This window comes from Candidatus Lernaella stagnicola, from assembly GCA_030765525.1.
In the GTDB taxonomy this organism is placed as follows: Bacteria; Lernaellota; Lernaellaia; order Lernaellales; family Lernaellaceae; genus Lernaella; species Lernaella stagnicola.
The window spans coordinates 1-24,416 of record JAVCCK010000020.1 but is presented as its reverse complement, the minus strand read 5'-3'; the positions used below and the strand labels follow the sequence as shown (position 1 = coordinate 24,416).

The following is a 24,416-nucleotide window of genomic DNA, read 5'->3' as shown; positions in this document are numbered from 1 at the left end:
TCCGTTCTTCCTTAGAGGTTCTTGTCCAGCCAGTCGAGGATTTCGGCGATGAATTTCTTGTCCGTGTCAAAAGCCCGCGTCCCGTGCGCGTTGCCGGGGAAGTCGCGGAATACCGCCCGGTCGCCGGCCAGCGCGACGAGTTGCTTCGTCGACTGGTAGGAATAGGAGTCGCCTTTAGCCGCGTAAAACAACATCTTGCCCGGATAGGATTTCGCAGCTGCCTCGGTCGCGACACCTTTGTAGTTTTTGCCCGGAGAAAGCAAGACCGCGGCTTGAATCGTGTCGGGATGTTCAGCGGCGAAGTTGAGTGCGAGGTTCGCGCCGATGCTCGCGCCGACCACGGCGATGGCATCCCTGTCGATGTGCGGAATCTGTGCCAGGTACTGGTAGGCGGCATCCACATCCTTGACCGCGTTGCGGAAGTCTTCGCCGCTGAAGTTCTTCCAAACGAGCTTCTTTCCGCTCTTGTCTTGGTTCGACGCGCCGTGCCCTCGCAGGTCGATCGCCACCGTACAGATACCTCTGGCACGCGCTGCTTCGGCAAAGGCCTCCCAGTCGGCGTGCGTACGTCCGAGCATATGCACCAAAATCAACGCCCGCGCCCCGTGTCGCCGCGCGTTAGTGAACCGTCCGTGTATTTTCACGCCGTCCGAGGCGGTCAATTCCAGCACAATGTCGTCGCCCCAGGCATCCGGCGGCGGCGCGAGATCGGCCAAAGCCACCGCGAACCCGCCGGCCAGCAACAACACGAGGACGATTAACAGCGCTTTCTTCATGATTTCGATCCCCCCGATCTACCGGCAAAAAGATAGTCATATTTAGCAAGTTGCAGCGGTTGGCGGCAAGTGCGATCCGCCGATTAATCAAAAACGGGGAACCGCGGCGCGGCTCCCCGAAAGTTCGTCGAACGCTTGTTGCTTCGCGCGATTAGCTCTCCAACGCCGCCTGGGCCGCCGCGAGTCTGGCGATCGGCACGCGCGGCGGGCTGCACGACACGTAGTTCAAGCCGATCTCGTGGCAGAACTTGACCGAACTGGGTTCGCCGCCGTGCTCGCCGCAAATACCGACCTGCAGCTTCGGGTTGGCGGCGCGGCCTTCGGTGGCGCCGATGGACATCAATCGGCCAACGCCCGTCTTGTCCACCGCGATGAAAGGATCCTCGGGTAGGATGCCTTTGTCGACGTATTCGGGTAGGAATTTACCGGCATCGTCACGGGACAAGCCGAAGGTGGTTTGCGTCAAGTCGTTGGTGCCGAAGCTGAAGAAATCGGCGACTTGCGCGATCTCACCGGCCGTCAGCGCGGCGCGCGGCAGTTCGATCATCGTGCCGATCAGGATCTTCACCTTGGCCTTCTTCTTCGCCATCACTTCGGCGATTACTTCCTCGGCTTCGCGCCGCAGCAACTGGAGTTCCTTCCATGTGCCGACCAGCGGAATCATGATTTCCGGCTTGACCTTGACGCCGTTTTTCGTTTTCACCTGCACGGCGGCTTCGGCGATCGCCCGCACCTGCATGCGATAGATTTCCGGATAACTGACGCCCAGCCGGCAGCCGCGATGTCCAAGCATCGGGTTCGTTTCACTGAGGCTTTCGGTCTTCGCCACGACTTTCTTCGGCGACACACCCATGACTTTGGCGACTTCTTCGACCTCTTTTTTCGTGTGCGGCAAGAACTCGTGCAACGGCGGGTCGAGCAGGCGGATCGTCACCGGCCGCGCGCCCATCGCCTTGAAAATACCGATGAAGTCACGGCGCTGGATCGGCAGCAGTTTCTTGAGCGCCTTTTCTCGCCCGGCGGTGTCGTCGGCAAGAATCATCTCCCGGACCGCCACGATGCGATCGCCGCCGAAAAACATGTGCTCCGTGCGGCACAGGCCGATGCCCTGCGCGCCGTAGACGATTGCTTCGGCCGCCTGGTCGGGCTGGTCGGCGTTAGTCCACACTTCCATCGTGCGGAACTTGTCGGCCCACTTCATCAGCAGCTCGTAGGCTTGGAATACGCGGTCGCGCCTCGCCGCGGTTTTCGCGGCGCCTTTGCCGAAAAGCGCCACCTTCACCTTGGAGGGCGACACGGCAATCTGCCCGGCGAGCACTTCGCCGACGGTGCCGTCGAGGCTGATAAAGTCGCCTTCTTTGAAGGCTTGGCCACCGACCTTCATCGAGCCCTTTTTGTAATCGATCTCGAGCGCTCCGCAGCCGGCGACGCAAACGCGCCCCATTTGGCGAGCCACCAAAGCGGCGTGGCTGGTCATGCCGCCGCGGGCGGTCAGGATGCCCTTGGCCGCTTCCATGCCCTTAATATCCTCGGGGCTGGTTTCGATGCGCACGAGGATCACGGGCTCGCCGTCTTTGGCCATGTCGGCGGCGTCATCGGCGTGGAACGCGATGCGTCCGGTCGCCGCGCCCGGACCGGCCGGCAGGCCCTTGGTCAGCAAGGCACCGTTTTTGATCGCCACGTTTTTCGCCTTATCGTCGAAGATCGGCGCCAACAACTGGTTGAGCGAATTCGGATTCACGCGGCAGATGGCCGTCTTTTGGGTGATGAGCCGCTCGCGCACCATGTCCACGGCGATAATGCAGTCGGCGAAACCGGTGCGCTTACCGGTGCGGGTTTGCAGCATCCACAGCTTGCCCTGCTGGATGGTGAATTCGACATCCTGCATGTCTTTGTAGTGCTTTTCCAGCTTGGCGCGAATGTCCATGAGCTGCCGGTAAGCGACGGGCATTTCTTTTTTCAATGTGACGATCGGTTGCGGCGTGCGGGTTCCGGCCACGACGTCTTCGCCCTGCGCGTTGAGCAGCCATTCGCCGTAAAACTCGTTGTCGCCGTTGGCCGGGTTGCGAGTGAACGCCACGCCGGTCGCGCTGTCATCGCCCATATTGCCGAACACCATGCTCTGCACGTTGACGGCCGTGCCCCATTCGTCGGGAATTTTGTTCATGCGGCGATAGTGAATGGCGCGCTGGTTGTTCCAGGACCCGAACACCGCGCCGATGGCGCCCCACAATTGTTCATGCGGGTCTTCCGGGAAGATGATGCCGCGGTGTTTCTTGATGGCGGCCTTGAATTTTTTGACCAGCAATTTGAGGTCGTCCACGGTCAGGTCGATATCCAGTTCGATCTTCCGCTTCTTTTTGACTTCCTCCAGGATTTCCTCGAACGGATTGATGTCGGTTTTCTCCCGCGGTTTCATGTCGAGCACGACGTCACCGTACATCTGCACGAAGCGACGGTAGCTGTCCCATGCGAAACGCTCGTTACCCGTGGCCGCCAGGCCCTGAACCGTCTGGTCGTTCAGGCCGAGATTCAAGACGGTATCCATCATGCCCGGCATGGATTCACGGGCACCGCTACGAACGCTGAGCAAAAGCGGGTCGGCCGTATTGCCGAAGGTACGCCCCATGGCCCGCTCGATGCGTTTGATGGCCTTGGCGACGTCTGCTTCCAGACTCTGCGGGTACGTGTCTTTGTTCTGGTAATAGTAAGTGCAAACCTCGGTCGTGATCGTAAACCCCGCCGGCACGGGCACGCCAATGCTGCTCATTTCGGCGAGGTTGGCTCCTTTACCGCCCAGCAGGTTCTTCATTTTCGTGTTGCCTTCAGCCTTGCCGTCGCCGAACGAGTAGACGTACTTGGTAGCCATTACTCAACTCCTTTTAATCGAAGAAATGCGCATTTCCACGGGCCGAAACCCGGTCCACAAAATAAGAAGCGGCGTTGAATTGTCAAACACGCCGCTCTGTTGTCTGTATTGGCCGAGAGCGTTCCGACGACGTCGCCGACCGCCTAGATTCGTCAAGCCGCGAAAAATGAAATTCGCTGTCACACGCACCCGCCCTGACAGCAGGCAATCACGCCCAGCCCCTTGCGACCGTCAATCATGGCCGTCAGCGAACGATCCAACCGCACGTGCCGCAAGTACTGGGTTTCTTCGCATGCCGGGCGGGAATCAAGCCACGCCCAGTCAAGGAAAGCGGCGTCGTCGTCTTGCGGCGCGGTAGCGCCCGGCGGCACCGTGAAATACCCCAAACCCAATGATGTGATGTTGTGAAAGAAGTGCGACCCCTGCGACGGGTCGACGTGGAAGTCTTTGGGCGACGCCTCGATGATGATCTGCGCCCCCGAGATTTGCGACCAGGCGACCGGAATGCCAAGCCAATGATCGCTGGATCCCCATCGCCCGGGGCCGATCAAAATGTACGGTCGTCCTTCGGCATGCAGCTTGCGATTGATGTCACCGACTTCCTTGGCAATCTGTGTCGATTCCGCGGCTTTGAATCGTTCTTGCTTGACGTAGACCACGTCGAACAGATTTTCATAGCTGCCGTGTCCCAAAGCTTGGATCGACCGGCAGATAATTTCCTGGTCGGTGAAGGTGCCGTTTTCCACCATCGTCAGTTCCGACAACGTGACAATCGGCCGTAGCTGCAACGCATACATTGTGGGCGGCGCGCGGCGTTTACGACCGCGTTCCAACCTCCGGCCGTAGTCGCCCATGTCGCAGGCAAATTCGACCTCTACCGCGCAACCCATACCGTCGGCCATGAGATCGAGTATGTCGCAGAGCGCGTCGGGCAGCGGCACGCTGCTGTACTTGAGGATGTTGCTAAACGTGACCACCCAGGGGCCGACGGCTTCGGGGCCTTCGGTTAAGCGGTCGTTATCGGCGTCGTAGCGGCTGCCGACCATTTGCAGCGTGCCGTCTTGTTCGGCGGCCGTCAGATCGTAGGCTTGGATATCCCCGAGCGCGTCTTCGAAATGCTGCGTTTCTTCTTCGCCGAGTGTGAGGTCCAGGGAGTAGAAACGGTTTTGCGAATTTTTCAGCATCATCGCGGGCGAAGGATACTGGGGCGCGAGCTTCGGATAATGCGGGCTGAATCGATAGATGTGCCCGCCTTCAACAACCATCCGCCCCAACCCCAGGGCCATTTGTACGACGCCGTCCTCGGCGTTTTGCGGTCCGACGGGGTAGTAGTTGTAGGATTGGGCGACACCGGCGAAATGCGGATAAAAGCGTTTTTCGTAGCGTTGCCCGACGACCCGCTGGATGACCACCGCCATCTTTTCCTGTTCGACGCGGTGACTCGTGTTTTCGATATAGGCCTTGGCATTGTTGTGAAAGGTCGAGGCGTACACGAGCTTCACCGCATCGCACAAATGGTCCAGGCGGGTCTGTGTGAACAGCGCGTTGTTGGCCAGCATGATCGTGCGGTAGATCCCCGCGAAGGGGTGCGACATGTCGTCCTCGAGCAAACTCGAACTGCGCACCGCCAGCGGGCAGTCTAGGAACTCGATGATTTTTTCCAGCGCCTCGACAACCTGATGCGGCAGACGGGCCCGCAAAAAACGGCGATTAACTTCCTCATCTTCGGTCGGCGCGAACGCGAAGTGATGCAAGTCGTTCTCTTCGATGAAGCGGTCGAAATTTTCGGTGGACAGAACAAAGGTCTGCGGAATCTGCGCCGGCATGCCGCCGACCATGCCGCGGTATTGGTGCGAGGTAAGTAACAAGTTCATGAACGCGAGGCCGCGCGCCTTGCCGCCCAATGACCCGGCGCCGATGCGCTGAAAGAGGCTGTCGGGGTCGAAATTCTCTACCGAGAAATCGCTGATGATCCCCTCGCGGGTGCCCTTGCGTAACCGGCGCAATTCCGTGAGCAAGTAGCGGCGCACGTCTTCAACCGATTTGAAGTCGCTGACTTTCTTCGAACCGATTTTCGCGGCGAGCTCGAATTCGCTTCGCGCCATCAACCAGTTGGAAATGTGGTTTTGTCCCGCGTGATACTCCAACGACGCGGCCGGAATCGTCACGAGACATTGTTCCAACGCCCGAATGTCGGTAGCCCGAGCGATTTCCTCCCCCGACGGCATGCGAAACACGAAGTCGCCGAAGCCGACGTTCTCTTCCAAGAAGGTTTGCAAATCGTTCAGCAACTGCGGCGAGGTTTTATTGAGGAAACGGACTCCCAGCTCGCCCACTTCGCCGCGCATCTCTTCGTTGGCGGTTTGAAATAGGATGGGCAAGCTCGGCACATGTTTGCGGAATTCGCGGACTAGGTCCAAGCCGCAGCGTTTGTCATGCCGGCCGTGGCGATAAAAGCCCGCGTCGGCAATCACCGCGACCAGGTTGTCGCGATATTTCTCAAATAACTCGACGGCGCCTTCATAGGTCGTCGTATGGAGGATTTTCGGCCGCGTGCGCATGCGCAGTAGTTTCTGAAGTCGGTTGAGGCCCTCGGAAAAAAGTCGCTGGGATTGCCGCATGAGTTCCGGGTACAAGCGGGCGAAATATTCCGAGTAAAAGCGAATCGAATCCTCCACCAGCAAGATCACACGCACGTCGGCCACGGCGATGTCGTGATCGATGTTTTCCCGGTCTTCGATGTATTTGATGATCGCGAGAAGAATCGTTGCGTCGCCGTTCCAACTGAACACGGCGTCGATATACGGCGACTCGTTCAGCACCCGCAGTTCGTCCAATTCGTGATTGTCGAAGGCCAGCACGACGACGGGACGACCCGGCCGCTTCTCCTTGACCTGTCTTCCGAAATCGATCAAGTCCAGGTTTTGAATGCGCGGCATCACCAGCACGACGTCGAAGCGCCGCGATTCCATCGCGTCCAACGCAGCTTGGGAACCGGTCACGTGCGTAAAACGCGGCGCGCTGGAAAGCGCCAGCGACTTGTACTCCAAGAAGATTTGCTCGGTCAGGTGACCGTCTTCCTGCAGAATGAACGCGTCGTACAGTGAAGACACGAGCAACACTTCCCGTACCCGGTGCGGCATCAGGTTGTGATAGCGCCGAAATTTCAAGACGCGTCGTTTTTGCTGCGGTGTCATTCACGGTTCCCTAAAAAGTGGCAGGAGTATCTTAACGACACCCCCGCCCGCTTGTCGATAGGAATGGCGCTTAATAGACGCCCTGGTCGATCATCGCGTCGGCCACCTTGATGAAGCCGGCGATGTTGGCGCCGTCGACGTAGTTGATGAAGTCACCATCCTTGCCGTACCGGACGCACATTTGGTGGATCGCTTTCATGATTTCGTGCAGCCGCCCGTCGACCTCGGCCCGCGGCCAATTCAGGCGCATGCTGTTTTGCGACATTTCCAAACCGGACACCGCGACGCCGCCGGCGTTGGCAGCTTTACCCGGACCGTAGAGAATCTTGCTTTCCATCCATACGTCAATCGCTTCGGGCATCGAGGGCATGTTGGCGCCTTCGGTCACGCAGAAGCAGTCGTTGGCGACGAGGGTTTTCGCCTCGTCGGCGCTGATCTCATTTTCCGTCGCGCACGGCAGCGCGATGTCGACCGGCACGCTCCACGGCCGTTGACCTTCCATGTACTCGGCGTTGGGATACTGTTCGACGTAGGTCTTGATGCGGCCGCGGCGCACGTTCTTGAGTTCCATGATCCACGCGAGCTTGGCCGCGTCGATGCCGTCGGGATCGTGGATCGAGCCGTTGGAATCCGAAAGTGTGACGACGATGCCGCCGAGTTCGATGACTTTCTGCGCCGCGTATTGCGCCACGTTGCCCGAACCCGAAATGGCGACCTTCTTGCCCTTGAACGACTCACCGCGCGTCGCAAGCATTTCCTGGGCGAAATAGACACAGCCGTAACCGGTCGCCTCGGGCCGAACCAAGCTGCCGCCCCAATTGATACCCTTGCCGGTCAGCACGCCGGTGAACTCATTGCGCAGTTTTTTGTACGTGCCGTACAGGAAGCCGATTTCGCGGCCGCCCACGCCGATGTCCCCGGCGGGCACGTCGGTGTTCGGGCCGATGTGCCGGAAAAGTTCCATCATGAACGCTTGACAGAAACGCCACACTTCGCCGTCGCTCTTGCCTTTCGGGTCGAAATCGCTGCCGCCTTTACCGCCGCCCATGGGCAACGTGGTCAGGCTGTTTTTGAAAACCTGTTCGAAAGCCAGGAATTTAAGAATGCCCAGGTTCACGCTGGGGTGGAAGCGCAGGCCTCCTTTATAGGGGCCGATGGCGGAGTTCATTTCAATGCGAAAACCTTTTTGAACGTGTACCGTACCTTGGTCGTCGACCCACGGCACGCGGAACATAATCACGCGCTCGGGCTCAACAATCCGGTCGAGAATGTTGGCGGCCTGGTATTTGGGGTTGGCTTCGAGCACCGGCCATATCGACTCCATCACTTCGTGAACGGCTTGGTGAAATTCCGGCTCCGAAGGATTTTTCTTGATGACATAATTGCCCATGAACTCATCGACGGAACGATACATGTCACGTTCTCCTTATAGTGAATGAGGGAAGCGCGAAGGCGACTCGATGTCTTATTTTGGTAGGCGTATCCGGCAAACTCGCCCCTTTTCGAACAGTTACCGGCGTTTCGTGCCGTGAGATTAGCGTCCGAACTCAAGGCCTGTCAACATGAAACAATATCCAGTTACGTGAATTATTAGTTAGATCGCCTCAGCGCGGCCGTGTGGTGATCCACACACGCCGTCCATCCGAGGTTGTGCCCAAATGACGCCCGGCGGGCAAATGGATTTGCTGCCCCGCTTGCCACCGGCTGCCCGCAATCGTCAGACCCTCGCCGAACTCCGCCGGCACGGTATACAATCCGGACCACGCCGGTTGGCCCGTCCTTTTGTCAAACGAGCGGGTTTTGTAAAACGTTACGGACTTGCGCAGCGGCTCGTAGCCGGGCGCCGTCAACGCCAACTCGTGCCGTTTGCCGTCCAGCGGAAATTCCCGCCACAAAGGTGTAGCGCCGATCGCCCGACCGTCCCAGAACGCGACCGTTCCCGCCCGCTCCGGCTGCAGGATCAACGTCGCCCCCTCCACGTTGCCGCCAAAAGCCGCCGCCGAGGGCAGTCGCAACGGTCGGTCGGCGGTTCGCCACGCCCAAGAGACGAGGACCGCCACCAGCAGAAAGGCGATTCCCGCCGCAAGCCGCGGCCATTTGCGCGCCGGCCGAAGCGGAAACGTGAGTTCGAGTTCCGTTGTCGGTAGCGGCAAACGGCTGAGTTCTTCCGGCTCGACTTCCTCCACCAGCGCCCCGAGTTCGTCGGCTCGCGCCAGGCGCCAGGCTTCGGTCGCCTCAAGGTCATCGAGCGCTTCGCGTGCGTCGCCGTAGCGTTCGTTAGGGTCGCGGGCCAGCAGCTTCAACACGACGCGTTCGAAGTCACTCTGTACCTCCGCGTGGTGCTTACTGGGCGGATCGATGCGCCCTTCACGAATCAGTTCCAGGTTGCGCAAGTCGTCGCCGGTGTCGAACAAACGGCGGCCGACCAGGCACTCCCAAAGCACGACGCCGAGACTGAACAGATCCGAACGGTGGTCCAACGATTCACCGCGCGCTTGCTCGGGGCTCAAATAGGGCGGCTTGCCTTTGAGTAAACCGACGCGCGTTCGCGTCAACCGCCCCCGCGCCTTGGCGATACCGAAGTCGGTTAATTTCACCGCGCCGTGCCGGTCGATCAAAATATTGGGCGGGCTCACGTCGCGATGCACGACCTCCAAAGGTTGATTGCTTTCGTCGCGCAAGTCGTGCGTGTGAGCCAAACCGCGCAGCGTCTCCGCGCCGAGATAGGCAACCAACGGCGCGGGCAACCGGCGCGATTGCTCGGCGAGGTTGTCGAGCAACCGTTCCAAATCGACGCCGTCTACTAATTCCATGGCGATGTACGGCTGGCCCTCGTGCTCGCCCACATCTAACACCCGCGCGATGTTCGGATGCGTGAGGCGACTGGCGAGACGCGCTTCGTCGATGAAGGCGATGACAAAATCGCGGTTTTTCGCTTCATGCGGCAAGATGCGTTTGATCACCGCCGGCTGGCTGGCGCCAAGCGACCCAACTTTACGCGCAACAAACACCTCGGCCATGCCGCCTCTGCCCAGCGACTTAAGCAAGCGATACGGGCCGATTTTGCCTAGTTGCATGATGCGTGAATCCTACAAAATAAAAGACGTCGCCGCGACCGACTTATGTTGCGCGCCGGTGTTGGCGTGTAAGCTTGCTTACTCTGGCGACGAAGTCGACGACGGGTACTGCGGCGCCTCCGCGACAGTTGGGATCAAAACCGCGGGCGGCAGATGCGGGTCGCCCACCCCGAAAAGTTGCACGTATCCGGCGTAAGTCAAACAAACGCCAAGCGGCGCCGTGAAAAACGCGGCCAGCGGCACGAATCCGCCGACGACATTCAGCGCGTAGCAGAGGAAAAACAAGGCGAAGAATCCGCCGGTGTGCGTCTTGAACTTGCTCCAACTCAGGCTGACAGCTTCGGTTGGGCCGCATCCGTGCACCAGCAATGCGTACATGAACTGGATGATCGGCGCGGTGAGAAACACGCCCACGCAACACATAAACAGCCCCGCCACTCCAAGCAGTGCGGCGAGCCAGCCGCCCCAAAAATAGCGCCAGAAATCCTGAAAGCCGGCGAACACGTCGCCGACGCTCGCCTCTTGCCCGGCGAACGATTTGCGAACAATGACGTAGAATCCGGCGCTCATCACACCGAATAAGAGCCCCAAACTAATCAGCGTTACCACGCCGGAGATCAACATACCGATCACGAGCGGTGTTAAGTTCCGCGTGAACACGCGCCATGCGTTCGCCATCGCCTCACTGATATCGATACGGTTCATGCCGGTGCCCCGTTGCTCGGATAGAGCAGTCGATATAACCCAATTTTGAATAATGCCAAGGGCGGCAAGACAATCGCGAACAACAGGACCGGGAAAATCCACGTCGAGCGCGCGGTGAGGTTGATCAGCACAATCAAACCGCACTCCAAAAGCCAGACGAACAAAAACACGACCGGGTGCGCGACGAAGGCCCGCCAATTGCGTTTCCACGCGAGAGCGGGGCCGCATTCGTCGACAATCGCCGGAAACAACAACAAGGTGAGCGCGTTGGACAACACCGCACCGATTTCATAAGCCATCGTGCCGAGTATGAGCGCGATCGACCATATCGCCGCCACGGCAAAGAACCGGACGAAATGACGAAAGCCGCCGAATACGTCTCGAACGCGGGGCCGCTTCCCATCGAGCGCCGCGGCGGCCATCAAAAACAAGCCTCCAAACAACGGGCCGAAGAGGATTCCCATGCTTGGCACGCCCAACAACACGACAATCAACGATGCCGCCCAAAGTACCCAGCCGCGGGCGAAAAACACGACAAGCGCGTCACCGGCGGCGGCATGCAGATCCAGACGCCCCGTTGTCGGTTGAAGCATATCGTTTGGTTGAGTCATTCGGTCCATAAAGCTAACAGACTTAGCATCGCGATAAGCGAAACTCGCTCACGCGTTTCAACCCGACACGTCCGGCCGCCACGAGAGGTCCGCTCACTCGCAGCGACGGCTGTTAGAAAGTTTCGGGGCCGGGAAACCCGGCCCCGAAACAATGTCGAATTATTCGCTTGGCTTTTCGTCTTCGCCCGCGGGTTCTTCCGTCGTCGGCTCGACAACGGGCGCCGCCGGCTCTACCGGGGCCGCCATCTCTTCGGCCACTGGGGGCGCCGGTTGCGCGGGCGCTTCAGGTGGCATGGCCGCCGCTTCCGGTTCGGCAAAAACCTGGAGGAAACAGGCGTAGGTGAAGCACATCGAGAAGGGGATGGTGAAAATCCATCCAATAGCGATCATATTGCCGACGCTGACCAATACGCCGCTGATCAACGAAACGACGAACCAGCCGACGAAGTTTTTCTTGTAACCTTCCCAGCTCTTGCTGATTGCTTCGCCGGTAGTGAAACCGTTGATGATCAACGGGAACAAAAACACGACGAGTGGAATCGTGAATATCACGCCGACGCAGCAGAGCAACAAGCCGACAATTCCCACCAGCGCGGCGAACAGATACGCCAGAAACAAGTTGCCGAACAAAGAGAAACCGCCGAACACGTCGCCGATTTGCGGTTCCTGCCCCTCAAAGGCTTTCTTGATGATCAGGAACATACCGCCCGCCATCACGCCGTAGAGCAAAAACGCGCTCACGGCGCTGACAAGCATCATCAGCAACCCACCTACGATCATCGGCACCGGATGTTTGGCGAAAGTTTCCCACGCGTGCGAAAACGCTTTTTCGAGGTCTATGTTTCCCATATTGGCCTCCCCATCGACTGTTTGTTTCTTACGAGTTTTGATTTGAAGCGCCGAGCCCATGCCACCGTTCGGGCTCGGTCGAGTTCCAACTTACCACACTGTCGACAATGTCGATATCGAGAATGGATTCCGATGAAATCCTTGCTTTAGTTTCCTTCGGATTTTTCCAACACACGCTGGTAGATCATCTTCGCCATTTCGCGGTCACGCGAGGTCTTCGTCTGGCGACCCCGGAGGGCGTCGTCCAAATCACGGAACACCCGCGGCACATCGACGCGCGCGCCGTTGTCGACAATGCCGCCTTCGACGATTTTGCCGATATCCTCAAGGTCATCGAGACGCTCCATCGCGCCGAGCGCGTCCTGCATGATTTGGCTTGGTTTATAAGGAACCAGTTTTTGCAGTCGTTCGACGTCGCCCTCGTGATGATACTGCTCGACTCGATACAAGTACGCGGCCGCTTCCATGTGGATGGCGCTGCGGAAGTTTCGCTCTTCCATTTCGATCAACGCTTGCTCGTGACTCACGCGGCTGAGCAAGTCGGCGCGGTGAATACGATTGAGGGCGTTGCCGAATTTCTCCACGAAGGAGCGCAAATCGAGCATCAAGCGAGCCAAGTCCTGCTTCATGTCCAGAGTTTTGTAGAGTTCGGACAGATAATAAAGATGTTCGGCAACCCAGTGGAAATTGTTGCGCGGCATGGCGTGCAGCAACCGGGCGATCTGGGTGAAGGTCGGTTCCATGTTGCTGATTGTCGTTTTTTGGTCGGGTCTGCGCCTCGACTTATAGCCGTCGTAATCCCAACCGTTCGCGCGAAGCGAACGATACAGCAAACCCAGTGCGTCGTTAGCCCGCCCTTGTTCGGCCAGCTTTTTCGCTCTGTCCAGCGAGCGCTGCAGGACATCCCGGCCGATCGATTTGAGGCGAAACAACAAGTAGACGAGGCTCGTCAGCACGACGATCACCAAGGCCAAAATGAGATACAACATCCCGCACCCCCAAAATCACAATATACAAGCAATGGTCGCTAATGCACCGTGATTTTCATTTTATACAGGGTTTGGAAAGGAAGCAAATAGAGAAGACATGGCCTGTAACGGGCTTCGTAAACAAAAAACGGCCCGCGGACTTGTCTTCCGCGAGCCGCCTAGCGTCATGGAATATTTATTCGCCCGGCTTAAACTCGCCCAACGTTTTACGAACGTGCTCGCAAAAGGAATTGTCAACCAGTTCGTCGAGGTTCACTTTATTCGGAACCTGATCGTGTGCGTTGTACCACTCCTGCGCTTCGGCGATGTCCTCCATGTCCAGACAAGCGTCCGGATGGAAACCCACGACCCGCATTTTTTTGTACAGGTCCCGATCCTTTACTTTGAGAACCTTAACCAGGTCGTTGATGACGCCCTCGGTACCCACGCCGTGTTCAAAGGCGTTCTTATAGTCCCGCAAGCCCTTGGCGTAAGCGATCATAAACTTTTCGGCGTCCGCCCGGTGCTTTTCGGCAAAATCCGGGCTGTAGAAGATCACCGCCACCTGGAAGTTCGGCATCGTCTCGCCGAGACCCTGGACACATTTCGCCAAACCCATTTGCTCGGCCTTGGCAACAAAAGGCTCCAGCGCACAAGCCGCGTCGACTTGCTTGGCCCGCAACGCTCCGATCATCGCCGGGTATTTCACGCCGATCACTTCCACGTCGGCGATCGACATGCCGTGCTTTACCAGCAGGCGGTCCAAACCGATGATCATGCAATTGGTGTAACCGGGGCTGCCCATCGCCACCTTCATGCCTCTCAGATCCTTCGGTCCCTTGTATCGGCCGCTATCCACATGATCTTGCCGCACGAGGATCACGTCGTGTGATTCATCGGGATTGGCGATGATCCGCGCTTTGTCGCCGACGATTTTGACCTTCATGCCTTTCGCCGCGGCGTTAAAAATGCCCGGTGTTAACGAGCCGCCGCCGACTTGAAACTGATCCGCGGCAATCAAGGCAATCATCTCCGCTCCGCTGCCGCCGAAGCCGACCAATTCCACCTTCAGGCCTTGTTCCTCGAAGTAGCCGCGTAGCTTCGCCAGATACAGACCGGACGACGACGTCGTAGGCGCCACACCCACTTTGATCGTCGGTTGCTGCTGGGCGCTGACGAATCCGGCGACCGCGAGAAACATTACGGCCAGCGTGAATACCAAGAACGTGGTAACGACTTTTGTTTTCGACATCCGCAACCTCCGTCGACATGCAATAGGATTGTTCATCAGATCCGCAAACCAATCATGGGTGATTTTATCCCATAACTGAACGTATTTGGCAAGCATCTTTATCAGTAGTGAGATATTTGTACTATCTTATTGACAGAAAGAGTGACCGACGCCTTTCATTTTGGCGGCTGAAAGTCGCCCAAAACTTCCACGGCCTTTTTCCAAAAACTGTCATCCACAATGCCGTCGACTTTGACAGTGTGGGGAATCAAGCCTTGCGCCGCGAACCAATCCTGTGCTTCGGCGATGCTCTGCTTGTCCACTCCACCGTTGGGATCGAATCCCGTCACCCGCATTCGCCGGTAAAGGCTTTTATCCTTGACCTTCAACACTTTCGCCAAATCGGCGATAACCGACTCTGTGCCGATACCGTAACGAAACGCGTTGATGTAATCACGCAGCCCTTTGATGTAGGCGATCATGAATTTCTCGGCGTCCGCGCGACGTTCCTTGGCAAACCTCGGGCTGTAGAAGACAACCGCGACCTGAAACCCCGGTGTCACCTCTTCGTATCCCCAGACACGCTTGGCCAGTTTCGCCTGTTCGGCTTTGGCCACAAAAGGCTCGATGGAACATGCGGCGTCGATCCTTTTTCCGTTTAACGCGGCAAGTTGGGTCGGGAACGGTGCGCCCACGAGCTCGACGTCGTTCAACGTCAGCCCGTGCTTTTTCAACATCCGCTCCAGGCCGATCACCAGGATGTTGGTCCGCCCCTTCGATGCCAGTCCAATGGTCATGCCCTTCAAATCGGCCGGCGTACGGTAGCGCCCGGAATCAATGTGATCCTGCCGTACTAGGAAAGCGTCGTGGGCGTCGTCGGGATCGATTTTGGCTTTGTCCGCGACGATCTTTACCTCGTTGCCTTGGGCGATGGCGTTGAACATGCCCGGCGAAACCGAACCGCCGCCAACCTGGAATTGGTTACTGGCCACAAAAGGAATAATCTCCGGACCGCTGCCGCCAAAGGATAACAACTCAACATTTACACCCTGTTCGTCAAAATAGCCGCGCAGCTTGGCCAAATAGAAACCCGCCGATGAAACAACCGGCGAAACGCCGACTTTGATCGGCGCCGCTGCTTGAGGAGGAGCGCCGGCGGTTGTTCCCCAAACCAGTGCGATCGCAACCAAAAAAACAACAACGGCCCACTGTTTGAACATTGCATTAACCTCCGGTAAAAAACGGGCGCCGTGCGACCCGCTAATGTACAAAGTGACATAAAATATATCATTAATGAAGTTCGCTAACAACTGAGCACAAATGAAACAAATCAGAGGATTTTATTTCACTAGTGACTGGAAAAAACCTTGAGACTCGATATGATGACCGAGTAATACGTTTTCGATGAGTCAACACGAGGGTGGAGTCCATGGCCCAGGAAGCAAAAGATTACGATTTTTCAGTGTTACGCGAGTTGCGGGCCGACCGCAAAATTACATTGGAAAAACTGGCCGAAGCGACTGGGATTAGCTTCTCCACGCTGGCCCGTATCGAGTCCAACGCCAATCAACCGAACCTGGCGACTTTAAAAAAGTTGGCCGATTTCTTCGGCATGACGCCGGCCAACATGCTCGAATTGGCGACGGCGTACATCGTCCAAGAGGTCGAGGAGACCTTGGATATTCTTAATCCCGTGCGGCGGCGGAAGATTGACTACCCCGGCCTGTCATTGGTCTATGCCCAAGGCAAAGCGGGGCAACGCGCCCATCAATCGCACCGGCACGAGGAAGAATACCAAGTGACCTGGGTCCTCCATGGACAAATGTCGATCGACATCCACGGCAAGAAAATCGAACTAACCAACGGTCAATCCATCAAGTTTGACGCCGCCTTCGAACACAAAACTCATTTTGTCGCCGATACGGTGTACGTCGTGGCCTTGATGCCCAAGCGTACGCGCTAGCGGGCTGCCGGCGGCAAAGGGACGGAAGCGCTTATGAAAAAACGTGTCGTAATTACGGGAATGGGGCTCGTGTGCCCTTTGGGTAACGATGTCACGACGGCAGTTGAAAACGCCTTCGCCGGAAAAAACGCCATCGTCAAGCTCGACAAATACATGTGGGGCGAATACGGCGAGAAAATCCCCATCCAGGTCGGCGGCCTAGTCCGAGACTTGGACTGGACCCAGTACATCCCCGAAAAGTTCGTCGATCGCTACGACCCGGAGGTCGTCTTCGCCATCGCGGCCGCCCGGGAAGCCATCGCCGACGCGGGCATCGAATTTACGACTGAACTGCGCGACCGCACCGCAGTGCTCGTCGGCACGGCGGTAACCGGCAGCTACACGTGGCACCGCGCCATGCACCTGGCCTTCGTCGAGAAACGCGCTCACGAAATGCCGGGCTTCATGATCATGCAAATTTCCGGGAACATGCCCGCCGGTCTCGTGGCGCTCGAACATAAGTTTCGCGGGCCCAATGTCGGCGTGGTTAACGCCTGCGCCACCGGCGGCACGACCTTGTCCATCGCCGCGGACTACGTGCGCTACGGACGCGCGCCGGTCGCCGTGGCCGGGTCCACCGAAGCGGCGATCGGGCTGGCGATGTATGGTTCGCTGACGGGTGCGAAAGCCATCAATCCGACGGCCGATCCGACCCGGGCTTGTCGGCCCTTTACCAAGGACCGCGCCGGACTCATCAAGGGCGAGGGCTGCGGGATCATGGTTCTCGAATCGCTGGAAGACGCCGAGGCGCGGGGCGCGAAGATCTACGGCGAGATACTCGGCGACGCGCAAACCAACGACGCCTACCACATCATCGCGCCGGAGCCGACCGGTAAGAGTTGGGGACGATGCATCAGCTTGGCGTTGGACGACGCCGGCGTGACGCCGGAGGAAGTCGACTACATCTCGGCCCACGCTACCTCTACCCAAGCGGGTGACTTATCCGAAAACCGCGCCATCAAGCAGGTATTCGGCGAGCGCGCGCCGCAGATTCCCATTTCGGCCACAAAGTCGATGCACGGCCACGCGTTTGGCGCGACCGGATCGATTGAAATCGTTCTGGCTTTGGCGGCGATGCAGCGCGGCTGGGTGTTGCCCACCATCAATCAGGACAACCCTGATCCGGAGTGCGATCTTGACTTCGTGCCGAACCAAGGCCGCGAACAGGAAACCGAAGTTCTACTTAAAAATTCCTTCGGATTCGGCGGCACGAATTCCTGCGTGGTCATTCGCAAGATGTGATGCACGTCGCGTGTTAGGGCGCGTATCCCGCGGGCCATGCCACGTGCCAGGCGGCGGTATCATCGTTGTAAGCCAGGTGCAGCACGCCGCGATGCAGGGTCAGCATATTCGCCCAGCTTCGGTCGGTTTCCGGATAATCCCCGATTTCCACGGTGCGCCAAACGCCTACGCCGTCGTCGGTGAGGTAAACGACTCTCGACCCCGAATACGGATAGTGCCATTCGAAAAAGACGAGGTGTATCACGCCCTGATTGTCGACTTGCAGCGACTGGAATACGACGAAGGGGTCGCTCTCAAATGAATACGTCAGCGTTTCCCAATCGCCGCTTCGGTCGGTGAGGATGACCAGGTCGGGGTCGTCCCAGGTTGTGGCGTAGACGTTTCCCTGGCGGTCGACGGCAATATCGGTCGCAGCGTGTTCGGATGCGATATCACGCAGCTTTTCCACCTCCCATTGGTCGCCTTGCTTCTTCCCATACATGAAATCGTAATCGAAATGGATCGAGCGAATAAACGCCGCGTGGAGAACGCCATCGCCGTCGATGACGAAGCTGGCGCCGCCGCCGTAGTCGCCGATATCGGCGATTTGCTCCACTTGCCAGCCACTCCCGGTGTTTGTGGCGTGCATGAGATTGGTTTCCGAGGTCGCCACGCACGCCTCTTTGTAAACAAGGTGCGGATGCTCCGCCGGATCCAGGGCGATCGCGACGGGGTTCACATTCACCCAATCGATCAATGTCTGCGCCCAATTCGCGCCGTCGAAATGGGCATAGTAAACGTCATAAGTCGGTATGATGTACGCGATATGCGGCAAACCGCCGGTATCAACGGCAAGCGCCGGCGCGTAACCGTATTCGCTCGTCAAATCCTCTCGCGTCCAAACGCCCGGCGCGAGTTGTTTCATGTAGGTCACACAGTTCACTAATGCCGCCAACCGTCCATCGGGTCCATGAGCGATGGCGACGTCTCGATTTTGCCAGTGCGCGGTGATGGTTTCGAAATCGAGACTGCCGTTAACGCTGGTGAATTTCACGGAATATAACTGCTTCACCGCCGCGGTAATTCGCGGGCTCGCGGGGGAACCCGATACAACGCGACGCGTATAGTTAGGAGCCGATTCCCACCATGGCTTGCCCAGCGTCCAATGCCCGCCTTCGAATCTTCCTTGTCTGCGGAGGGTGTGTTCCCACGGGTCCTCCGTCACCCTGATGTAGTAATCGAGTACCAGAGAGCCATCCAACTCTCGCATAAGCGTCGGCCGAAATCCCGGTTCGAAGATTTCATCGCCGATTTGTATATACCGATCGATCACCGCGGTTCGCCATTCGCCGTCGGCGTTGTCAGCCAGGCACATATCCGAGCCGCAAGCGAACGCTACGTGTACCGCGCCGAATTCGTCGACCGCCAGGCTGAGTTCTTTCGCTTTCGTCGAATTCGGGCCCAGGAAGGCAATTTCCCAACCGGCGGCTTTCCGCGTGGCAACGGCGAGCAAGCCGGGCATGTCACGCTGGAAGGCGACCACCGGCACGCCCTCGGGTGTCACCGTGATTTCACATTGCGCGCCGGCAAAATCGTCGTCCGCAATCGTTTCCACCGACCAACCGCGTTGTTCGTCACGCTTGGCGTAAAAGAAACCGACTTCGTCCGCGTACCCGGCGACGTGAATCCGACCGGCGGTATCCGACGCTATCGATGTGTGGGAAACCGTTCCCGTAGCCGAGGCGATTGTTTCAAAAGACCAAGCGCCGGGCGCGCCGCTCACGCCGAGCAAGGCGTCGGTGTTTGGGTCGTAGTAAACGATGAACACTTCGCCGGCCTCGACAACCACGATACGGGGCCAGGCCGCTCCGACGGTCAGACTGTGGTACTCAACGAGAGCGCCCTCCACCAACGGTTGGCGCAATAACAGCAGTTCCGCGTCTTCATTGGCGCCGCGCGTGGCGATTGCGTACGCTGCGCCGTCGTCGGCTGCCACGTCGAATCCTTCGTAACCGACGTGATCGCCGGAGAGACGTTCGAATACGATTTCATCCACGGTGTCGTTGTCGTCATCATCATCGTCGTCATCATCGTCGTCGTCATCATCGTTATCGTCATCATCATCGTTATCGTCATCATCGTCGTTGTCGTCATCATCGTCGTTGTCGTCATCGTCGTCGTCGTCATCAATTGTGTCGTCGTCGTCATCGGCGGTGTCGTTGTCGTCGTTATTGTCGTCATCAATTAGGTCGTCGTCGTCATCGATTACGTCGTCGTCATCGGGCGGGCAAGCAGAGAGTAGGAGGCTAAACAAAACCATGATGAGGAGAAGAAAAGAAATACAACAAAACGGCTTGCGCATTGGACACCTCGGTTCCATAACGCCAAGCCTTGCAGTCGTTGCAGGCTCCCCCCCGCCGCGTCGCAGGCAGGCAGATTTTTTCAGCGCGGCTCCTCGCCTCGGTCGATTTCGCGGCTGGCCTATCCGCTAATCTTCGTTGCATAAAATCTCGGGCGCGGGAACCATAAAGATAATATCTGTTTCGTCGGTGCGATTCAACAGCGGATTTGCTTCCAAGCGCTGCATACGCGAAGAACACCGGCGCACCAAAGCGGGAAAGACGATGAGTGTAAAAAAGGGGAACGGCGGCGACACGCGCGACCGTAGACGGGCCGCCGAGATAACGAGTCAGCGAATTCTACAGTCTGGGAAATCTTTTTCCGCAGCGCGCAGTTCGACCTTTTTGAGCCGGATCGACCACGCCGGAGCATTCCCGGCAGCGGGTTATTTTTCGCGATAAACGTGCTAAGCTCGCGGCAAATTTCGGGAGGGACTGCCATGCGCAAAGCCAAACTGGGACTGCTCGTTGCGCTGTTAATACTAACGGCGACAACGGCAGCGCAGGCTGGATGGATCGAAGACGCACGCGCGCAAATCCAGGCGCGAGAATATATCAAAGCGTTGCAAACGATTGAAAATGAAGGCGACTCGAGCTCCGTCGACGGCCTGCACCTACGGGCCGAAGCCAATTTCGAAATGGGCCGGGTTCTGGATGCCGAGAAGGATCTGAAAGCCGCGCTCGAGATAGACGAAACGCTCGCCGAAGCCCATGCGTTGCTCGCGTTGGTGTACGCCCGCCAAAGGGCCGTTGAATTGGCCAAGAAACACGCCGACCGCGGGGTCGAATTGAATCAAAACGCGGCCACGCTCTATGGGCGGGCCATTGTGTTTCTGGCCCAGGGAAAAGTCGATAGCGCCATGACCGATATTGAGGCCGCGCTGGCCCTCGATCCGAAAATTTCGGACTACCATCGGGCCCGCGGCGCGATTTTTCGCATTCGCGGCAAATACGACGAGGCCATGGCCGAATTCAAAATCGCGCTGGAGAACGACAAGCGCCCGTACAAAACATACCTGGAGATGGCCAGCCTGTACGTGCTGCGCGGCGACCCGGTCAACGCCAAGCGCGACATCAATAAGTCCGTGCAGATCGCGCCGGAACTTTATTACGGTTACCTCGGTCGCGCCGCGGTGCGTGAAGCGTACAAGGAATACGAGGCCGCCCTCGCCGATTACCGCAAAGCGTTGGCGCTGGCACCGCAGGTTGCCGAGTTGTATTTCAACATTTCCAACTTGCTGGTGGGCTTGGGTCGCATCGACGAGGCCGAAAAAGTGCTTGTCGAAGCCCGCAAGGTTTGCGCGGATATTCCTGATTGGTACGTCATGATGAGCCTCGTGCAAAGCACGTTGAAAAAACCGACCGAGGCGCTGGCCACGCTCAACGAACTGATTCGCCGCACGCCGGACGAATGGCAGGGCTACACGCTGCGCGGCCAACTTCACGGAGCCCAGGGCCGGTTGGATGAAGCGCTCGCCGATTTCGATCACGCGATCGCCATCGCGCCCAAGGCGCCGGAACCGAAGTTGAACAAAGCGAAGGTTTTACTCGGCCAGAAAAAGCCGGAAGCGGCGCTGCAGATCATCAACGACATGATCGCCGAGTATCCGGAGTCGATGGCCCTGTACCAGATGCGCATGGCGGTATTCGAGGCGCAGGGTCGCGCGAAAGAGGCGCTGGCCGACTTGGAAAAAATCGAGCAACTGAAAAAGAAGGGGCGAAGCCAATAACCATGCGCCTCCAGGATCGCTTACGCGCCATCATTGCCGAGCAAATCAAGCCGGACGACGATTTACCGAATTTCGCCGACGACGAGGATATGTTTGTGCTCGGCGTGCTTTCGTCGCTGGAGATTCTGGATCTGGTGGTCAGCCTGGAAGACACCTTCGGCATCAAAGTGCCGCATTTCGAAGTCGTCGAGCAGAATTTCAACAGCCTGGATGCGATGGCCGCCTACTTGGAAGGCAAGGGCGTCTCGGGCTGATCCTCTTTCATCATCGCCAGCAGTAGGTTGAGGGTTTCGCTTGGCTGGCGGCCGATGCGCCCCATGATCGTCTGATGATCCTCGCCCGCCATCTTGATGAGTTGTGCGTCGATACCCAACTCCCGCACGGCTTCAAAAAAACGATTGCTCTGTTCGGCGATCGGCGCGGGCCGTTCGATGTCGTCTTGTGCGTAAACAATGACCAGGCGCGGCGTGTTGTGCGTCAGGTGATTTATCGGCGAGTCCTCATGCCAACTCCGCGGGGAAAAGCCAAAGGCAAAGCGCTGCGGCAAGGGCACGGAATAGATATCGTAGAAGCCGGATATCAATACGACGCCGCCCAGGTCGCGCGGATCGATCCCGACGCCGCCCAGGCCTTTCGGATGAAACACGGCCAAAGCCGAAAGAAAGGCCCCGGCACTGTGTCCCACCAGAAAGATCCGCTGCCGGTCGATGCCGTATTGTTCCGCATGTTGGAACGCCCACGCCACCGCGCGGCTGACGTCGTTCATCTGCCCCGGCGGCCAGGCGCTGGGCACCAGCCGGTAGTTGACCACCACCGCGGCCACGCCGTGCCGTGCCAGCGCGACGCCGACGTTGGCCAACGTGGCCTTGCTGTTGAACAAAAACGACCCGCCGTGCACGACGACAGCCAGCGGCCATCCTTCGCCTTCGCGGGGTAGGAAGAGATCCAGGGTGTGGCGGTCGCTATCGGATTCGTCTTCGGGCACGTAGCGTAAGTCGGGGCGAAAATCGATGAAATCCCAGCCGAGAACCGGTGGCGGATTGTTTGCTTCCCGGCTGCGTTTGAGGTAGGCGCGCCCGGTCAGCACCGCCGCCACGGCCACGAAAATAGTCAGCAGCGCGGCCGTCAACAAGCAACCGGTTTTGAACGCTTTTCTCACTTGCCATGCCTCAGGAAATATACAAACGCCCCCACGCACCCAAGGGCGCGCGGGAGCGCATTAGGCTTTTTGCCTATGACCGCAGAATGTCTATGCGGCCGCTTCAGGCCCCGCGTATTGGGCGTCGCTGAACGCCAGCATCGGATAGAATACGAAGGGAAGCAACCACAGGCCGACACCGAAACCGCTGCCCTTGTTGAACACCCGCGCCATCGCGAGTGAAACGAGCAGAAGTATGATGTAGTTCACCAGCGGAATGAACATCAAAATCACCCACCACACCGGTTTGCCGGTAATCTTCAGTAGTACGATCAGATTGTAGATGGGGATAATCGCCGCCCAGCCGGGTTCGCCTGCCTTCGTGAACACGACCCAGAGGCCGACAACCCAAAGAACGACAATCGCCAGATACACGAGCAAAACAACAGCGTTCATCGTAGTCCTCTCCTCACGTTATGGTTTGCGGTTAGAAACGTGCATTCCAGTTCAGTATATCGCCTCGCCGCACGAGAACAAGACGGGCTCACGGGAAAATCCGCGAAAATATCTCGCTGTGCGAGATTGTCAGCGGTTTCTCGTCGGAAAGGCTTCGATATCGCAAAGAAACACGTCGCCGCCGCTGCCCATGTCGTTAGCGTGTACCGCTTTGCCCCCGACCAGAAGGTAGCGACCGTCGGCAGAGAGGTCGAGGTCGAAGGGCGAGCCGGGCATGTCGACGCCGCCGATAACCGTCGCGGCGCGATCGAATATCTGCACCTCGGGGTGAGCGTTGTTTTCCAATCCCCACGAGGCGATGGCCAGCACCGCGCCGTCCGCCGACACCCGGGCCCGCCAGGGAGAGTCCTGAAACGAACCCGTGCCGTTGGTCGTGGCGCGAGCGAGTTCAGCGCCGGATACCAAGTCGATCACGCGGTAGGTCAAATCCAGGTTGTTCGAGTAATTACGGCTGACCGCGAAGAGCGTCTCGCCGTCTCCCGACAATGCCAGCCCGTTGCCGTACCATTGCGTCGCTTCGGCTTCGCTCCAGGCCAATTCCCATCCCTTGGCGGTCTCCACGTATGCCGCCGCGTCGAATCCGCCGGCAGCTACTGCGTTGCCGTCACGCGAGATTCCGTGTCTTCCGCCGGAGCCGCTCACCGCAAAGGAAAAGAGCATTGAGAGATTCGTGATGTCGACAACGCTTGCCGTCGCGCCTTCGGTGAAAACGGCGCGCGCACCGTCATCGGAAAGCTCAACCGTGCTGATGTTGGCGGCTTGTTCCAGCCGACGTAATTCGACGCCCGTGGCGCCGTCGAGCACGACAAGCAAGGTCGTTTCGGCGACCGGATCGCGCGCCCCGGCCACAACAACCGAACCGTCGGCGGCCACGTCGAGTGCACCGCTGAGCAGCGTGAAGCCTTCGTCGAAATCGTAGGTCCACAATGCCGTCTCGCCGTTTGTGGAGTTGAACGCCGTGGCGAAAACATCGTGGCCCGTGCTTTGAATCACGGCAACGCCCAGCGAAACGCTTCCGGCCGCGGCAACCAGCGAACGTTCGGTTTCGAAGGTCATCAGGTCGACGCTGAAATCGGGCGCGCCGCCGCCATCGAGGGCGAAGTGCAACAGGCTCTCATCGTTGAGTT

General features: G+C 58.3%; 19 protein-coding genes. 4 read left to right on the top strand and 15 right to left on the bottom strand.

Annotated features, from left to right (window positions below; translation table 11 throughout):
- Nucleotides 1–11 precede the first annotated feature (11 nt).
- The 11 genes from P9L99_08840 to P9L99_08790 all read right to left on the bottom strand — a co-directional run bounded on the left by P9L99_08840 (nucleotide 12) and on the right by P9L99_08790 (nucleotide 15,503).
- The gene (locus tag P9L99_08840; GenBank protein MDP8223452.1) at nucleotides 12–776 is read right to left on the bottom strand and encodes an alpha/beta fold hydrolase; all 765 of its coding nucleotides are present in this window, start codon (nucleotides 774–776) and stop codon (nucleotides 12–14) included.
- 151 nt (nucleotides 777–927) lie between these two features.
- Nucleotides 928–3,645: a pyruvate, phosphate dikinase gene (ppdK, locus tag P9L99_08835; protein ID MDP8223451.1), complete on the bottom strand. Its 2,718-nt coding sequence runs from the start codon at nucleotides 3,643–3,645 to the stop codon at nucleotides 928–930.
- A 179-nt stretch (nucleotides 3,646–3,824) separates the two neighbouring features.
- Nucleotides 3,825–6,842, bottom strand: coding sequence for a PEP/pyruvate-binding domain-containing protein (locus tag P9L99_08830; GenBank protein MDP8223450.1), 3,018 nt, complete (start codon nucleotides 6,840–6,842; stop codon nucleotides 3,825–3,827).
- 70 nt (nucleotides 6,843–6,912) lie between these two features.
- Nucleotides 6,913–8,256 carry an NADP-specific glutamate dehydrogenase gene (gdhA, locus tag P9L99_08825; GenBank protein ID MDP8223449.1) on the bottom strand — a complete coding sequence of 448 codons (1,344 nt, stop codon included), beginning with the start codon at nucleotides 8,254–8,256 and terminating at the stop codon, nucleotides 6,913–6,915.
- Between the two features lie 190 nt (nucleotides 8,257–8,446).
- Complete coding sequence (locus P9L99_08820; GenBank protein MDP8223448.1) at nucleotides 8,447–9,919, bottom strand: serine/threonine-protein kinase; 1,473 nt, start codon at nucleotides 9,917–9,919, stop codon at nucleotides 8,447–8,449.
- A gap of 78 nt (nucleotides 9,920–9,997) precedes the next feature.
- A complete protein-coding gene (locus P9L99_08815; GenBank protein MDP8223447.1) occupies nucleotides 9,998–10,624 on the bottom strand; it encodes a hypothetical protein in 627 nt (208 codons plus the stop codon).
- Nucleotides 10,621–11,217, bottom strand: coding sequence for a hypothetical protein (locus tag P9L99_08810; GenBank protein MDP8223446.1), 597 nt, complete (start codon nucleotides 11,215–11,217; stop codon nucleotides 10,621–10,623). Before P9L99_08810 ends, P9L99_08815 begins: the two co-directional genes overlap by 4 nt.
- 177 nt (nucleotides 11,218–11,394) lie before the next feature.
- On the bottom strand, nucleotides 11,395–12,084 hold the full coding sequence (locus tag P9L99_08805) for a hypothetical protein (GenBank protein ID MDP8223445.1): 690 nt from the start codon (nucleotides 12,082–12,084) through the stop codon (nucleotides 11,395–11,397).
- Nucleotides 12,085–12,230: 146 nt separating this feature from the next.
- Nucleotides 12,231–13,073 carry a hypothetical protein gene (locus P9L99_08800; protein MDP8223444.1) on the bottom strand — a complete coding sequence of 281 codons (843 nt, stop codon included), beginning with the start codon at nucleotides 13,071–13,073 and terminating at the stop codon, nucleotides 12,231–12,233.
- Between the two features lie 175 nt (nucleotides 13,074–13,248).
- Nucleotides 13,249–14,304 carry an ABC transporter substrate-binding protein gene (locus P9L99_08795; protein MDP8223443.1) on the bottom strand — a complete coding sequence of 352 codons (1,056 nt, stop codon included), beginning with the start codon at nucleotides 14,302–14,304 and terminating at the stop codon, nucleotides 13,249–13,251.
- A 155-nt stretch (nucleotides 14,305–14,459) separates the two neighbouring features.
- A complete protein-coding gene (locus P9L99_08790) occupies nucleotides 14,460–15,503 on the bottom strand; it encodes an ABC transporter substrate-binding protein (protein ID MDP8223442.1) in 1,044 nt (347 codons plus the stop codon).
- A gap of 209 nt (nucleotides 15,504–15,712) precedes the next feature.
- Here P9L99_08790 and P9L99_08785 point away from each other — a divergent pair, with 209 nt between their 5' ends.
- Nucleotides 15,713–16,246, top strand: coding sequence for a helix-turn-helix domain-containing protein (locus P9L99_08785; GenBank protein ID MDP8223441.1), 534 nt, complete (start codon nucleotides 15,713–15,715; stop codon nucleotides 16,244–16,246).
- A gap of 33 nt (nucleotides 16,247–16,279) precedes the next feature.
- Nucleotides 16,280–17,527, top strand: a complete 1,248-nt coding sequence (locus tag P9L99_08780) for a beta-ketoacyl-[acyl-carrier-protein] synthase family protein (protein ID MDP8223440.1) — start codon at nucleotides 16,280–16,282, stop codon at nucleotides 17,525–17,527.
- A 13-nt stretch (nucleotides 17,528–17,540) separates the two neighbouring features.
- On the opposite strand, the gene P9L99_08775 is transcribed toward P9L99_08780, so the two are convergent.
- Entirely contained in the window at nucleotides 17,541–19,868 is a 2,328-nt protein-coding gene (locus P9L99_08775; protein MDP8223439.1) for a hypothetical protein, read from the bottom strand.
- A 477-nt stretch (nucleotides 19,869–20,345) separates the two neighbouring features.
- Between P9L99_08775 and P9L99_08770 the strand changes: the two genes are divergently transcribed.
- Entirely contained in the window at nucleotides 20,346–21,635 is a 1,290-nt protein-coding gene (locus tag P9L99_08770; protein ID MDP8223438.1) for a tetratricopeptide repeat protein, read from the top strand.
- 2 nt (nucleotides 21,636–21,637) lie between these two features.
- A complete protein-coding gene (locus P9L99_08765; protein MDP8223437.1) occupies nucleotides 21,638–21,889 on the top strand; it encodes a phosphopantetheine-binding protein in 252 nt (83 codons plus the stop codon).
- Here the strand turns inward: P9L99_08765 and P9L99_08760 are convergent.
- From P9L99_08760 to P9L99_08750, 3 genes are all read right to left on the bottom strand, one after another.
- Nucleotides 21,859–22,794 carry an alpha/beta hydrolase gene (locus P9L99_08760; GenBank protein ID MDP8223436.1) on the bottom strand — a complete coding sequence of 312 codons (936 nt, stop codon included), beginning with the start codon at nucleotides 22,792–22,794 and terminating at the stop codon, nucleotides 21,859–21,861. The two genes, P9L99_08765 and P9L99_08760, sit on opposite strands and share 31 nt — an antisense overlap.
- 90 nt (nucleotides 22,795–22,884) lie before the next feature.
- Nucleotides 22,885–23,229, bottom strand: coding sequence for a DUF5684 domain-containing protein (locus tag P9L99_08755; GenBank protein MDP8223435.1), 345 nt, complete (start codon nucleotides 23,227–23,229; stop codon nucleotides 22,885–22,887).
- Between the two features lie 129 nt (nucleotides 23,230–23,358).
- On the bottom strand, nucleotides 23,359–24,416 hold a 1,058-nt coding region (locus tag P9L99_08750; protein MDP8223434.1), incomplete at its 5' end, for a hypothetical protein.